This window comes from Nostoc foliaceum FACHB-393, from assembly GCF_014698505.1.
Lineage (GTDB): Bacteria > Cyanobacteriota > Cyanobacteriia > Cyanobacteriales > Nostocaceae > Nostoc > Nostoc foliaceum_A.
In genome coordinates, this window is sequence record NZ_JACJTD010000064.1 from 1 (window position 1) to 14,587 (window position 14,587).

The 14,587-nt window shown below is 42.4% G+C and carries 14 protein-coding genes and 1 pseudogene; 12 read left to right on the forward strand and 3 right to left on the reverse strand.

Going from position 1 to position 14,587, the window contains the following annotated elements; translation table 11 throughout:
* Positions 1-127 (reverse strand): annotated as a pseudogene (locus H6G92_RS31400) (photosystem II D2 protein (photosystem q(a) protein)); the annotation flags it as partial.
* Between the two features lie 907 nt (positions 128-1,034).
* Here H6G92_RS31400 and H6G92_RS31405 point away from each other — a divergent pair.
* From H6G92_RS31405 to H6G92_RS31425, 5 genes are all read left to right on the forward strand, one after another.
* Positions 1,035-1,604 (forward strand): photosystem I assembly protein Ycf4, encoded by a 570-nt coding sequence (locus H6G92_RS31405; protein ID WP_190899842.1) that lies wholly within the window; start codon positions 1,035-1,037, stop codon positions 1,602-1,604.
* A 160-nt stretch (positions 1,605-1,764) separates the two neighbouring features.
* Positions 1,765-2,565, forward strand: coding sequence for a peptidylprolyl isomerase (locus tag H6G92_RS31410; protein WP_190899787.1), 801 nt, complete (start codon positions 1,765-1,767; stop codon positions 2,563-2,565).
* A 74-nt stretch (positions 2,566-2,639) separates the two neighbouring features.
* Complete coding sequence (locus H6G92_RS31415; RefSeq protein ID WP_190899788.1) at positions 2,640-3,785, forward strand: beta-ketoacyl-ACP synthase; 1,146 nt, start codon at positions 2,640-2,642, stop codon at positions 3,783-3,785.
* A 215-nt stretch (positions 3,786-4,000) separates the two neighbouring features.
* Complete coding sequence (locus tag H6G92_RS31420) at positions 4,001-5,290, forward strand: Glu/Leu/Phe/Val family dehydrogenase (RefSeq protein ID WP_190899790.1); 1,290 nt, start codon at positions 4,001-4,003, stop codon at positions 5,288-5,290.
* Positions 5,291-5,693: 403 nt separating this feature from the next.
* The gene (locus H6G92_RS31425; RefSeq protein ID WP_190899792.1) at positions 5,694-6,254 is read left to right on the forward strand and encodes an SH3 domain-containing protein; all 561 of its coding nucleotides are present in this window, start codon (positions 5,694-5,696) and stop codon (positions 6,252-6,254) included.
* A gap of 363 nt (positions 6,255-6,617) precedes the next feature.
* Here the strand turns inward: H6G92_RS31425 and H6G92_RS31430 are convergent, their stop codons facing one another.
* Both H6G92_RS31430 and H6G92_RS31435 read right to left on the reverse strand, forming a co-directional pair.
* Positions 6,618-7,757 (reverse strand): Gfo/Idh/MocA family protein, encoded by a 1,140-nt coding sequence (locus tag H6G92_RS31430; protein WP_190899794.1) that lies wholly within the window; start codon positions 7,755-7,757, stop codon positions 6,618-6,620.
* 102 nt (positions 7,758-7,859) lie between these two features.
* Positions 7,860-8,333, reverse strand: a complete 474-nt coding sequence (locus H6G92_RS31435) for a hemerythrin domain-containing protein (RefSeq protein ID WP_190899796.1) — start codon at positions 8,331-8,333, stop codon at positions 7,860-7,862.
* 174 nt (positions 8,334-8,507) lie between these two features.
* Here H6G92_RS31435 and H6G92_RS40545 point away from each other — a divergent pair, with 174 nt between their 5' ends.
* The 7 genes from H6G92_RS40545 to minE all read left to right on the forward strand — a co-directional run bounded on the left by H6G92_RS40545 (position 8,508) and on the right by minE (position 14,580).
* Entirely contained in the window at positions 8,508-8,639 is a 132-nt protein-coding gene (locus tag H6G92_RS40545; RefSeq protein WP_277926801.1) for a hypothetical protein, read from the forward strand.
* A gap of 515 nt (positions 8,640-9,154) precedes the next feature.
* The gene (locus H6G92_RS31440; RefSeq protein WP_190899798.1) at positions 9,155-9,619 is read left to right on the forward strand and encodes a DUF29 domain-containing protein; all 465 of its coding nucleotides are present in this window, start codon (positions 9,155-9,157) and stop codon (positions 9,617-9,619) included.
* A gap of 247 nt (positions 9,620-9,866) precedes the next feature.
* The gene (locus H6G92_RS31445) at positions 9,867-10,529 is read left to right on the forward strand and encodes a hypothetical protein (protein WP_190899800.1); all 663 of its coding nucleotides are present in this window, start codon (positions 9,867-9,869) and stop codon (positions 10,527-10,529) included.
* 56 nt (positions 10,530-10,585) lie between these two features.
* Positions 10,586-11,911 (forward strand): four-carbon acid sugar kinase family protein, encoded by a 1,326-nt coding sequence (locus H6G92_RS31450; RefSeq protein ID WP_190899802.1) that lies wholly within the window; start codon positions 10,586-10,588, stop codon positions 11,909-11,911.
* Between the two features lie 320 nt (positions 11,912-12,231).
* Positions 12,232-13,272, forward strand: a complete 1,041-nt coding sequence (gene minC, locus H6G92_RS31455; protein WP_190899804.1) for a septum site-determining protein MinC — start codon at positions 12,232-12,234, stop codon at positions 13,270-13,272.
* Between the two features lie 168 nt (positions 13,273-13,440).
* The gene (gene minD, locus H6G92_RS31460; RefSeq protein ID WP_012410009.1) at positions 13,441-14,247 is read left to right on the forward strand and encodes a septum site-determining protein MinD; all 807 of its coding nucleotides are present in this window, start codon (positions 13,441-13,443) and stop codon (positions 14,245-14,247) included.
* A gap of 36 nt (positions 14,248-14,283) precedes the next feature.
* Entirely contained in the window at positions 14,284-14,580 is a 297-nt protein-coding gene (minE, locus tag H6G92_RS31465) for a cell division topological specificity factor MinE (protein ID WP_190899806.1), read from the forward strand.
* Positions 14,581-14,587 lie beyond the last annotated feature (7 nt).

Here is a 14,587-nt window from a genome sequence, read left to right on the forward strand (position 1 = left end):
CTAGGAAGGCGCAGGGGAACAATAGTATCCCTGACCAACCTACGAATACGAAGCGATCGCGCTTGAGCCAGTCGTCTAGAACGTCAAACCACCCTCTACTGGGGGCGCGTCCAACTGCGATGGTCATCGGACTAAAATCCTCTTTTTTTACTTAAATTGCAACGTTTCTAAGGCAGTGCGGAGAGTCAGTGTAACCGACTGCCGTGAGGAATTAACGTTTTTTTTTGACAATCTCAACAGCATGAAAGCAACTGAGATTCTGAGAGCTTGCTGATTAATTAAATCAGCATTTCTCTTTCTTTATGCCATTACACGTACCATCGGCTAGTAATCTAGCTTGTGGTAACTTAATGATTCTTAACTTATCACACTAGTCAGGGTTTTTGCCTGATACACAGAAGCAAATCAGGTATGAAACACGAACCTTATAAATAATATGAATATCAGAAATTTTACAATTTGACACAACTTTTCTCAGAAATCTAACAAAATTTAGTCAAGATGGACGTAGCTGGATAACTCATTCCCAAGATGTGAAAAACAGGCAGGGAAAGGGGAGCAGAGTGGAAAGGGAGAAAGAATTTTTGTCAGCGATTGAGTAAAGAAATTATATAACGTGCTCTAGCAAATTATATGGGTAGCAAGAACTAGGGAGAAGCGCAGTTGAGTTTTTGTCAACAATGTTTGGTAAAATGTGGATGGTTACTTCACCGCCACGGTCGTTGATACACCTCTAGAAAAACTATGTGAAACGTTAGACAACGGGAAAAGAAGTTGGCAAATCTTGACTAATACAAATAGCCTAAGTGGTTTGTCCCATAGTGCAAGCAAGCCATCATCATCCGGGACAGTAAAATTTGTAGGGTACAGGGTAAAAATTTATCGTCTGCGGTAAAGTATCCCGTGGACTTAAAATATAGCTCTCAATGCCTCCTAAGCAATCGCCGGATTGGCACAGAGAGCCACCACTTTATGCAAGAGCATTCAGTGTGCGAGTATGTCACAGCGAGTATCTCACGGGCAATGGTAGTTCAATGACGGCATCAACAACGATTAACAAAGGCGATAGCCTCCTGCATCAAAATGTTCTCGGTTCTCGTCGGTTCAGTAACTACTGGTGGGCAACTATCGTTACGCTGGGAGCAAGCGGCTTTTTATTAGCTGGGATATCCAGTTATTTAAAAGTTAATTTACTCATAGTTTCTGATCCAACTCAACTGGTATTCATCCCCCAAGGATTGGTGATGGGGTTATATGGCACTGCTGGCTTGCTATTAGCCACATACCTGTGGCTAGTAATCTTATTGGATGTAGGTGGCGGTTACAACGAATTTAATCAGGAAACTGGCACAATCAAAATATTCCGTTGGGGATTTCCTGGCAAAAACCGCCGAATTGAGATTGATAGCCGCATAGAAGATGTGCAATCTGTGCGAATAGCAGTCAAAGAAGGTCTTAATCCCATTCGTGCACTCTATCTACGCATTAAGGGTAGGCGAGATATACCCTTAACACGGGTTGGACAACCGTTATCTTTAACAGAGTTGGAAACAGAAGGCGCAAAATTAGCCCGCTTTTTGGGAGTGTCATTAGAAGGACTTTAATTTGGTATGGGGCGTTGGGCATTGGGAATGGGGGATGAAGAAAAATAAATAATGTTTTGTTTGCTCCCTCATGAACCGCTACCTCCTCATCTTTCCCCACTTTCCACTCCCCAATGTCCCTCAAAACGATAAGATACTCTGGTTAAATCAGTAACTGGCAATGCGGTTAAAAATTTCACAATTTTTGCTTTCTCTTGTGATCATCAGTGCCTTGATGTTGGGAGGATGTTCAACACAGCAAGTCGCTTCTAATACTTCTTCTCCAACCTCGACAGCTACCTCGACCACAAGCGAGGCTGGTACTAAGACAACTACTGAAGCAACATCTGTATCTCAAACTAGTAGTGAGAGTATTCCTGGAATAACAGATTTACCAAGGCTCGAAGGTAAGGCTACTGTGGTGCTCACGGTTAAAGGCTCACCGATTACTATCGAAGTAGACGGTACTGATGCCCCCATTACAGCTGGCAACTTCGTAGATTTAGTGCAAAAGGGTGTGTACGATGGTTTAGCTTTCCATCGAGTTGTGCGCGACCCCCAACCGTTTGTAGTTCAAGGGGGCGATCCCCAAAGCAAAGACCCAAAAGTTCCAGCAGATAGACTGGGAACCGGTAGTTATATTGACCCAAAAACGGGAAATGCTCGTTATATACCTTTAGAAGTTAAGGCTAAAGGTTCAGATACTCCGACTTACAATAAACCATTTGATGCTACTGCTCAACCTGTCGTATTGCCCCATAAGCAGGGTGCAGTAGCGATGGCGCGATCGCAATCACCAGACTCCGCTTCTGCCCAGTTTTACTTTGCTTTAGCGGATCTAGCCTTCTTGGATGGTAACTACGCCGTGTTTGGCAATGTCACTCAAGGCCTTGATGTAGTCAACAAAATTCAGCAAGGCGATCGCATTGACTCTGCTAAAGTTACCCAAGGTGCTGAAAATCTGAAAACACCAGGGAAGTAGAGGAAGAGGGCAGGGGGCAGGGGGCAGGGGGCAGGGGGAAAATAACTCCTAACTCCTAACTATTAACTCCTAAATTGGCAAAGGTTGTTGTCACTGGTATTGGTTTAGTTTCCGCCTTGGGTGGAAACTTAGAGGATAGCTGGCAAAATTTGATTGCAGGGAAATCGGGAATTCGGTTGCATCAACCATTTCCAGAACTGAAACCACTTCCTCTAGGCTTAATCGGTCAACAACCATCTGAATTGACAATGTTAACTCAGATGGTTGTTGCTTCTGCTTTGCAAGATTCTGGGTTAGTTTTACCTTTAGCTGATTGTGCTGTAGTCATTGGATCGAGTCGCTCTTATCAAGCGTCTTGGGAAATTATGGCTAGGCAAATGTATGAAGAAGCGGCAAATTTGCCCGTGTCCTCTTTTGGAAATTGGCTAAATACATTACCTCACATGAATGCGATCGCAGCTGCACGACAAATCGGTGCATCTGGAATGGTTTTAGCACCGATGGCAGCTTGTGCAACTGGAATTTGGGCAATCGCCCAAGCAGCTTTGCTTATACAAACTGGGCAATGTCAACAGGCGATCGCTGGCGCAGTAGAAGCGCCGATTACACCCCTAACTTTGGCTGGGTTTCAGCAGATGGGTGCTTTGGCAAAAACTGGCGCTTATCCCTTTGATTTGCACCGGGAAGGCTTAGTGTTGGGCGAAGGCGCAGCTGTGTTTGTCCTAGAATCAGCAGAGTTGGCAAAGCAGCGTCAAGCAAAAGTGTATGGTGAAATTCTCGGTTTTGGCTTAACTAACGACGCATATCATAGTAATTCACCAGAACGTGAAGGGAAAAGTGCGATCGCTGCCATCAAACAATGTCTAGAACGTAGTTGTCTGACACCAGCCGATATTGATTATATTCATGCTCATGGCACAGCTACCCAGCTAAATGACCAGATGGAGAGCATGGTCATCCAGCGTTTGTTTCCCCAAGGCGTGGCAGTTAGTTCTACAAAAGGAAGCTCAGGTCATACACTAGGAGCATCTGGAGCCTTAGGTGTGGCTTTTTCTCTCATGGCATTAAAGCATCAAATAATACCACCTTGTGTAGGATTGCAGCAGCCACAATTTGATTTAGACATCGTTACGGCAGCACGTCTCAGTAAAATTAGCCAAGTATTATGTTTGAGTTTTGGCTTTGGGGGGCAGAATGCAGCGATCGCGTTGGCAAGGTAGAAACTTGTAAGTTTAACTATCTGACCGACATAATATATAAGTTTTACTTAAGCATTTGTTTGTGATGTATAAGCAACCTGTTTTGCATCTATAGCAGGATATAAAATATAAAACTGTAACAAAAACTACAAAATTTCTACTTTCCCAAAAAAAAGGATAAGCTAGTTACATATGATATCCGGTTCGCAAAGATACCGTGATTAGGAGAAAATTTTATGATTTCAAAATCTCTGTTGCTGCCAGAACCTGCTTCTCCAGCGCACATATGTCCATTTGACCAGGCCTGTAGCTACTTAGAAGCGGCAGCTAAAGAATTAAATTTAAATCAGGGTGTGCTGGAAATTCTCAGCCACCCGCGTAAGGTTGTCACGGTTTCCATTCCCGTGAAATTAGATGATGGGGAAATACGGGTTCTTGCTGGACATCGCGTGCAGCACTCCGATGTTTTAGGCCCCTACAAAGGCGGAATTCGTTACCATCCGGCTGTAACACTACGTGAAGTATCCGCTCTAGCAATGCTGATGACCTGGAAATGTGCTTTGTTAGGTATTCCTTACGGTGGTGGCAAAGGTGGCATTCCCATAGATCCAAAACGCTACAGTGTTGGCGAATTAGAGCGAATCACCCGCCGTTATATCAGCGAGTTGATTAAAGACATTGGGCCTGCCGTAGATATTCCTGCCCCAGATATGGGTACTTCTGCCCGTGAGATGGCTTGGATGATGGACACGTACTCTGTGAATGTCGGTCATGCGGTACCAGGGGTTGTAACTGGGAAACCACTTTCTATTGGTGGTTCCCTGGGAAGGGAAATGGCAACCGGACGTGGCGTGATGATTATTGTCCGTGAGGCGCTGGCACAGCAAGGTAAATCTTTGGCAGGAGTGCGAGTAGCTATTCAGGGTTTCGGTAACGTTGGTAGTGCCGCAGCAGAATTACTACATCAAGCAGGCGCGAAAATTATCGCTGTTTCCACAGGTGCTGGGGGAATATTTTCCGAAGTCGGTCTTGATATTCCCAAGTTGAAAGTCTACGCTGCTGAAAATCGCAAGAGTATTATGGGCTTCCCCCAATCTGTACCAATTAGCAATGCAGATTTATTAACTTTACCCTGCGATGTCTTAATACCAGCCGCTTTGGAAAACCAAATCACTGAAGAAAATGTGAATCAAGTGCAGGCGCAAATTGTAGCAGAAGCGGCTAACGGCCCGGTTACTCTTGAGGCTAACTTAGTGTTAGAGGCGCGGGGTGTGACAGTGCTACCGGACATCTTGGCGAATGCTGGGGGTGTGGTAGTCAGTTATTTGGAGTGGGTGCAGGGCCTTTCCTACGTATTTTGGGATGAGGAGCGCGTTAACCGCGAAATGGAGCATTTGATGGTACAAGCTTACCATCGAGTAATTCAGCAGTCGGAAGTGCGCCAAATTCCTCTGCGATTAGCTGCTTACACTTTAGGGGTGGGTAGAGTGGCGCAGGCGCTAACTGACAGAGGTCTTTATCCTTAAAATTTTATACTTAGTTGTTCACGGGGCAGAATAGATCATTGTTGGCAGTAACTATACTTGTACCGTCATTGATTTATCTGCCTTTTTTTGTTGAGCGATCGCTAAAAAATAACTAGTACTAAACGTCTTCGATATCACAATAATAAGCTTAGTATATATAGCAAGCAAACTCAAAAAAAGGCGTTATTAATTCTTCAAGCAACTTTTTGACTATTCACGCGTTTTTTTGCAACAGAAGTTTCTTCACCAACGTCATTGATTAGAAATGCGACTTATACCAATTACCTGTGAGGTTGCTCCAGAACTTGGGACTTAAGTTCCAAGTTTGACTAAGGTTAATTTTATGCAGTCTCCCAAAGAATTGGTATTAGTAATTATTATTTTTAGACTGATAAGTTTGGTTATGATCACGTTTTTTGACTGGCGAAAACCTTTAGCGATAACTGCAACGCTTTCGTTGACACTGACAGCATATCCTGCTGGTTCTACTATTCCTACATCACTCCAGCATTCAAATAAATACCAACTTGTACAGGCCCCAGATAACTGCCGTCGAGTTGAGACTAATGGTGATAATCTCAATATCCGGTCTAGTCCAGATGGTGAAATTATTGGAACATTGCGTAATTACTCACTTGTAATTATTGAAAATAGCAATTCTTCAGGTACTTGGATACCAATATCATCGCCGCAGTCTGGCTATGTATCTGCCACTTATCTCAAGCCATGTGGGCAGCCAATACCTCCTTCACAAACAACTTCTCAAACAGATAATTGTCGCAAAATTTTTGTGGGAGGAGTTCTACGCGTAAGGCAAGCACCCTCTATTAACAGTCCTATTCTTGGAGTTCTACAAAGTGGTCAACAGGTAACAATTAAAAATCGTGGAAAAGATGGTTGGGTACCAATTTCATCCCCTGTGAGTGGATATATTCCCTCAATAGTCCTCAGCAGTTGTACATAAATTACGACAGATGTGGTTCAAATAATGAGAACCCTATCCAATTCTCTCGTAATTCATCATCTTGAATTGTCGCGGTGCGTTAGACAAAACGTCTAACGCACCGCGACAATTAATGGATAATTTATTATGGCTCTCCTAGACTAGTTACAGAAAATTAATACTTTATATCAGGTTAAGTCCTTATATAGTAGGGGATTCAAGAATCAGAAAGCATATTTTTATTAAATCTTTGATTCTATTTTAGCGAAACCTAGCTATATCAGGTGTTTTAGATGTTTTTTAGTATTAATTTATCAAACGAAGTCTAGGAGAGCCTTTATTATTTGATATCCCCTTATTTGGTCAAGAATACTTTAACCTATCTTACGATTGCCCAGAAGGTGCAGCAGCGTGAATTAGGTCTGGTTTATCATCAACAGGAGGACGCTCAATAGTTTGAGCCGATGTGGGACGTTGATGGCGTAGTTTACCGCCGCAGGCATCGCGAGTTTGAATCTGCACAGGTTGATGCATTTCAATTGACTGGTAAAGCGCTTGAATGATAGAAACATCAATCAACCCTTCCGTCCCAGATGGCTCTGGGTCTTTATCTTCGAGAATACAATCAGAGAAATAGATAAATTCAGCTGCTAATTGATCGTGATCCTCAAAGGTACGCTCTTGGGTTTCACCATTAATTGTCAAGTAGTGCTTCAGTTCTCCCTGCCAAGCATAAGCAGGTTTTACTTGTAAATCGCCTTGAGTACCTACAATCTGATAGGTTGAAACATTTGCCGCTCCAAAACTACAGGTAAATGTTGCCAATTGCTCATTGGGGAAACGTAAGATGACGCTAGTCATTTCTTCCACTTCACTGAAGCGTTGTTCTCCCTTATTGGCAGCTACAGCAAATACTTCAATTGGTTCATCTTGAAATAGATAACGTGCAGCATTAATGCAGTAGATGCCAATATCATAGAGTGTCCCGCCACCTGTAACATCTCGTAAACGAATATTGCCTTCTTCTACTTGCTGAGTAAAAACCGAGTTGAAAATCCTTGCTTCACCAATTTGCTTTGAACGCACAATTTCGACTGCTTGTAAATTGGCTTCTTCTAAATGTAAACGGTAGGCAATCATCAGCTTTACATTATTGTCATTGGCAGCTTTAATCATTGCCTCACATTCTTGTTCAGTCGTTGCCATTGGCTTTTCACATAATACATGAATTGCCTGATTAGCAGCCCGTATAGTGTAGTCGCAATGCAAGTGATTGGGCAGCGCAATATAAACTGCATCAACCTCACCGCTTGCCAGACAGTCCTCATACTCCTCGTAGGAGTAAGTATGCTCTATACCATACTTTTTGCTCAGTTCTTCGTTTTTAGTGGGGTCATCTGAAACCAGTGCCACTAATTCTGAGTTTTCGGCGTGGGCAAACGAAGGTAAGGCAGCTTCTTGGGCAAACCAACCTAAACCAACAACGGCGTAACGAATTTTACGCTTACCATTTGTAGCAGTCATTTTTCTACTCTCTGAATGAAGAAATACTCTGGTGATTTAAATGCACTAATTACGTGCAAATTATGGTTAAGTTTTGATGCAATCTCTTGAAAAAATGCATTATTACATTGCTAATGCAGCTTCTATATCTGGTATCAATTTAGCTTTAGCTTCCTGAAACTCTTGACCCAATTCAGTTAGCTCTTGCTCATCCATACATTCGCGCACAGCATTAAAAATTTCGCTTTCTTCTTCTTCTATATGATGAGCAAGTGTTTCCTTTAATTCACTCATTTTTTCTTTAAACTCAGAGTCAGTAGGCTTAAGCGCCTTAATCTCTTCTAAAATCACTGAAACTTCTTCATGTTCTTCTTCAGCTTCTTCAACATATTGTTCAGTTTCTTCATATTCTCGCAAAGCTGGGTAGAAAACTAATTCTTCAGTTCTTGCATGTAAGCTCAAGGCTATATAGATTTGATTGAATTGCTCAACCAATTTTGCGCCCTTAGCTTTTTCTGCTTCTGTAAAAAGTTTCTCAACTTGGCGATGCTCTGCTTCAATTAATGAAAGAATGTCTGTTGCTTTAGTTTTAGCCATTTTTCCCCTCAGTAATAATCAATTTATAGGGCTGAGAATTTGGAGCTTGATGAATGGGATCTCGTATATTCTCAATAACTTGGTAAATAAAAACCTCATTCTTTCAGTAAGCTTTAGTTTAGACTTAAGGAATATTTGCGGTATTGCACTCTAACTGAAATTCATAACCTCGGCATGATGGATACTGAATATGTAGCGTTAGCAGCTAAAGGCTACGATCTAAATATTGAATGCCTGCCAGTTGAAGATTCCCACAAATTTGGTGCAGCCTCACAAAGAAGTGGTGTGAGTCCTGAACACAACTAAGTTTTGCTTGTCTTTGATGTTACAACAGAAATAAAAATACTTAGTATATATGGCAACTTACTTTCAAAAACAGAGATTATTGCTTTTGCGTCAAGCGCTTGATAATTCAACAGCTAACTTTCGCCCTGGATAATGGGAAGCTATTGAAGAGTTACTCCAAAAGCGATCGCGTTTATTGCTTGTTCTCAATGACGAAAAACTTGGCTACAGCCTTAATCATTTACAGCAACCGAAAGATGTAAAATTTCTGTCGGAATGCCTGAATGTCAGACTATCTCAAATGCAGATTTGGTTAAATATAACTGCGAATTAAGGTAATGTGAGAAAAATTAACAGACGAGTCGCTTATATAATTAATCAACCAACAACTCAACTTTCTTTATTATGATGGTGTTACAGAGTGTATTTTTATTTTGTGAGGGGTTATAGGCAATTCGGAGTATTCAAAAATTGAGGCATAATTGGTGTATAAAACACACAGTTTCTAATATAAATAATAGGAGTTTAACAAGTGTATGGTGATACAGATAGAACCAAAAACTCAAGCTTTATACGACCAAGATTATTACCTATGGCTCAGGACAACCATCAACCAACTTCGCGCTGGTCAGTTTTCATCTGTGGATTTAGATAATTTGTTAGAAGAATTAGAAAGTATGGGTAGGAGCCAGAAGCGAACAGTAAAAAGTCTGTTAATTAGACTTTTTGAACATCTGCTGAAGCTTACATACTGGGATGTGGAACAGGAGCGCAATGAAGGATATTGGAAAGGTGAAATCAGGACATTCCGTAGAGAGATTAAGGATGAACTCAAAGATAGTCCTAGTCTTAAGCCTTACATCTTAGAAATATTTGATGAATGTTATCAAGAAGCAAGGGCAGAAGCAAGCGATCGCTCTCAACTTCCCATTGATACATTTCCTGTTGCACTTATTGGATCTCTAGAACAAATTTTAGATGAAAACTGGTTTCCTGATTAGAAGTGGTGCGATTTGGCAAATATGATCATTAAATACTCAACTTGATGTGCGCTTAAACGCGATCGCTACATAAGTACTGCTTTGTATCCAAATAGAACAGAAAATAAGTGTAAATACTTTTTAACTTTATTTAGTCGTGTTGCACAGTCTGCTTTTTATCATAACTATACGTAACCACCCATTGCTTCTCTACCAAACCCGATTAAAATAAATACGCAACTTGGGCTTCCATAGGAGTTATCCAGCCGTGCAGCCGGACTTAATAGGCTTGGAAATTAGTAAAGGGGAACTGAGACGTTTAACTGGGTTCGATCCAGAAGACGTTTTTCGACCCTCTGTTTTGCGAGATAGTAAGAAGCGATTAGGGTTTTTGATCAATGAAATGCTGGTGACGCTGGCGCTAACGCCAATAATTGTGGGCTTTGTTTATGCATTTATTATTTTGCCGACAATTGGTTCTTCAATTCGACTAGGAATTCTTTTACTAATTTTAGTGCCAATGCCGATATTAGTGGGGCGATGGCTGTGGCGGCAGTTGACCTGTCCCGAAGGACTGACAATACTTTTAGATGAAGTTGATAAATATCATGACTTGATCAGCGCCATAGATATTAATGACCAATTGGCAGCATCAGGAAACGTAGAAAGCAGTTTTCATGACCGAGATCAAGTAACCGCCGCCCTGCAACTGATTAGAGAAGATTTAGTCCGCGCTCTGAAAACGGAACGAATTTTGCGAGATAATAAAAAATTGCTTGCTAATAACCAAGAGTTATTTGTGAATAATTTAGCCAGTCTGCAAGCTTTACAAGTTAGTAGTCAAGCAGGCGAATATGCTCAACTGCTAAATCAATCCTTGCAAATTGCAATCGATGTACAAGCAGAAATCAGAAAATTGCACAAAGGCTGAGTAGAGTTTTTCTTTGCTGATGACTTTTTCAAAAAACAATCGCCCCGTTGACTTAAATGAGCAACAAACCCAAAATAATTGTCTTGGATGATGACCCTACAGGTTCTCAAACAGTCCACAGCTGCTTGCTGCTAATGCACTGGGATGTAGACACTCTACGCAGCGGGTTGCAGGATGATTCGCCGATTTTCTTTGTGCTGACTAATACTAGATCGCTAACGCCAGAGTCAGCTGCATCTATCACCAAAGAAGTTTGCCAGAATCTGAAAATCGCTTTAAATGCTGAAGGAATCGACGATTTTCTGATTGTCAGCCGTTCTGATTCTACTTTGCGGGGACATTATCCCATTGAAACTGATGCGATCGCACAAGAACTCGGCCCTTTTGATGCTCATTTTCTTGTACCAGCTTTTTTTGAGGGCGGACGCATCACTCGTGACAGCATTCATTACTTGATTATCGGCGGTGTACCTACTCCAGTACATGAAACTGAATTTGCCCGTGATTCAGTCTTCAGCTACCATCACAGTTACTTACCCAAGTACGTCGAAGAAAAGACTCAAGGACGAATTAGTGCCGAAGCTGTAGAAAGGTTTCTCCTAGCTGATATTCGCGCTGGTAGTTTGGAGAGCTTGTTACAACTCAATGGTAATAAGTGCGCTGTTGTGGATGGTGAAACTCAAGATGATCTCAACCGCTTTGCAGTAGACATATTAGCAGCAGCAAGTCAAGGGAAACGCTTTCTGTTTCGCAGTGCAGCAAGTATTTTAACGTCTTTAGCCGCTTTACCACCGCAACCCATTGCCGCCGAAAACATGGCGCAGTACGTGCGACAAGGCAAACCAGGGGCGGTAATTGTTGGTTCTCATGTTAAAAAGACTACTCAGCAATTAGAGGCGCTGTTACGAGTAGAAGGAACAGTGGGAATTGAAGTAAATGTAGCGCGATTACTTGATGATGGGGCAAATCAATCTGCGGCACTGCTAACTGAAATTCAGGAAAGTACACGGGCGGTACATGAGGCTGGCAAAACACCAGTGGTTTATACTAGCCGTCAGGAACTGAGTTTTAAAGATGTCAACACCCGATTGGAATTTGGGGCAAAAGTTTCAAGTTTATTGATGGATATTGTGCGGGGTTTACCATCTGATATAGGATTCTTAATCAGCAAAGGTGGTATTACCTCAAACGATGTCTTGAGTACAGGACTAGCTTTAACTTCAGCCCGCTTACTCGGTCAAATTTTAGCTGGTTGTTCAATGGTGTTAACGCCATCCGATCATCCCCAGTTTCCTGATTTGCCTGTGGTGCTGTTTCCAGGTAACGTCGGCGATGCTGATGCGTTGGGGACAATTTATCAGAGGTTGACCAAAACAGTCTAGAGTGTTTAGTGAAAATAAAAATAATTCCGAACTACAGCGGATTGCAAGTTAGTGAGGTTCAGTATTTTGGTCTGCAAGCCAGATAAAAAGCCTTTTTTATTACAGCAGTTTTTAGGTATTTAAACCACGACTGAGACGCTGAATGGAAAGTAGGAAGTGATGTAATTCAATTACTTGATAAAGCGCTGTAACTCCTCCTGTCTCCTGCCCCCTGCCCCCTGCCTCCTAACTCCTGCCTCCAATCTCCGCACTTTCTTACCTGACACTGATCTAATATTGGTAATTATTCGGAGTGTCCCTTGTCTTTTGGCTAGTACTGCATGACTTCTGATTCTGCGATTCCCAATCTAAAGTCAAATTCTGCACTTCCTAATGCAGAACCAAACTCTATCCATTCCGAGGTAGAGGTAAATCCTACTGTTTCTGATGTAGAGTCAGATTCTATCCTCCCGGATGCGGAGTTAAAATCTGTCCTTCTTTATTTAAAATCAAATACTGTCCTTGAGGATGTAAAGTCAAATCCTGCTAACCCTGATGTAGAGTCAAATACTGATACGGCATCAGATTTTATCCTTACTGATTCAAATCCTAATGAGTCAGCATTACCAGGGCATCGCGTAAATGACAATACTCAAGTCCAGTTAAAAAGTAAGGAGGGACGACTTTTATTAATTTTGCCCCCGGAATCTCAAGTATCTGCCTCAGAACTCAGTTGGTCTGATATTTGGCAACAAATAAGACAGCGTTTGAATGCAGGCGATCGCTTTCGGATATCTAATACTCCTGTGCATCTAATGGCACAAGACCGCCTAGTAGATGCCAGACAATTGCAAGAACTCGCCGAGGCTTTGAGTGAAGTCCAACTCCGGCTCATATCTGTCTCGACGAGTCGTCGGCAAACTGCGATCGCAGCCGTAACATCTGGGTATTCTGTAGAACAACTACAGCCCGCAACTTCCCTGAGTTCAGAGCCAACGGCTACAGCCATACCCCAAGCAGATGCCCTCTATTTAGAAATGACAGTCCGTTCTGGAGTAGAAATTCGTCATCCTGGTACAGTAATTCTCTTGGGAGATTTAAATCCAGGTGGTATTGTAATTGCAGATGGAGATATTATCATCTGGGGCCGCCTACGTGGAATTGCTCATGCTGGTGCTGGAGGCAATCGTGAGTGTCTGATTATGGCCTTGCAAATGGAACCAACCCAATTGCGGATCGCAGATGCTGTAGCAAGGGCACCAGAAAAACCGCCAATGCAGTTTTCTCCAGAGGTGGCACATATTACGCCCCAAGGAATTCGCATCGCTAGGGCTACTGATTTTTCCAGAAACCAATTCACCAAGAGCAATCAAGAGCCATAAATATTTACTTAAAGGATGAAGTAGATAAGGATGAAATAAAACAAATATTAATGCCTCGCCTTCATCAGGGAGAACAGATATTTCTTCATACTTGATACGATACTTCATACTTTATACTGCAATTTACTGTTTTATATTTTCTGAACCCTTATTGACCGTATTTCTATCATGACTCGCATTATTGTGATTACCTCCGGCAAAGGAGGAGTGGGTAAAACCACAGTTTCAGCAAATCTGGGCATGGCTTTAGCCAAAATGGGACGTCAAGTTGCCTTGGTTGATGCGGATTTTGGTCTGAGAAATTTGGATTTGCTGCTAGGGCTAGAAAACCGCATCGTCTATACTGCGGTGGAAGTTTTAGCCAGAGAGTGCCGTTTAGAACAAGCTTTGGTGAAAGATAAGCGCCAACCCAATCTCGTCCTCCTGCCGGCAGCCCAAAATCGCTCCAAAGATGCAGTCACGCCTGAACAGATGAAGTTATTGGTGAATGCACTGGCACAAAAATATCAGTATGTGATCATCGATAGCCCCGCCGGCATTGAAAATGGCTTTAAAAATGCGATCGGGCCGGCAAAAGAAGCACTAGTTGTCAGCACACCAGAAATTTCCTCAGTTCGTGACGCTGACCGGGTAGTGGGGTTACTAGAAGCACAAGGTATCAAGCGTGTTCATTTAATAATTAACCGCATCAGACCCGCAATGGTGCAGGCAAATGATATGATGTCAGTGCAAGATGTTCAGGAACTTCTCGCCATTCCCCTGATCGGGGTAATCCCTGACGACGAGCGTGTTATTGTATCTACCAATCGCGGCGAACCCTTAGTGTTAGCGGAAAATCCCTCTTTAGCTGCCACAGCCTTTGAGAACATTGCTCGTAGATTAGAAGGGGAAAGTGTCGAATTTCTGGAGATCGACTCGTCCCAAGACAGCATCTTCGCCCGTCTACGAAGGTTGTTGTGGACAAAGATTGTTTAACTTACTTTTCCAGTCTCCGCCCCAGACCTATTCGTAATGATTGAACTTCTAGAACGACTTTTTTCTCGCGGTCCTGATAGCAGTCGAACTCAAGTTAAACGTCGCCTGCAATTGGTGATTGCTCACGATCGCGCTGACTTAGATCCTCAAACGTTGGAAAAAATGCGGAAAGAAATCCTAGATGTAGTCTGTCGCTATGTCGAAATTGAGACGGAGGGCTTGGAGTTCTCCTTAGAAAGCAACCAACGAACTACAGCTTTAATTGCTAATTTGCCCATCCGCCGGGTGAAGGGTGCTATACCTGAGTGGGAAAGAGGTGATAAGCCTCTGTAGTTTTTAT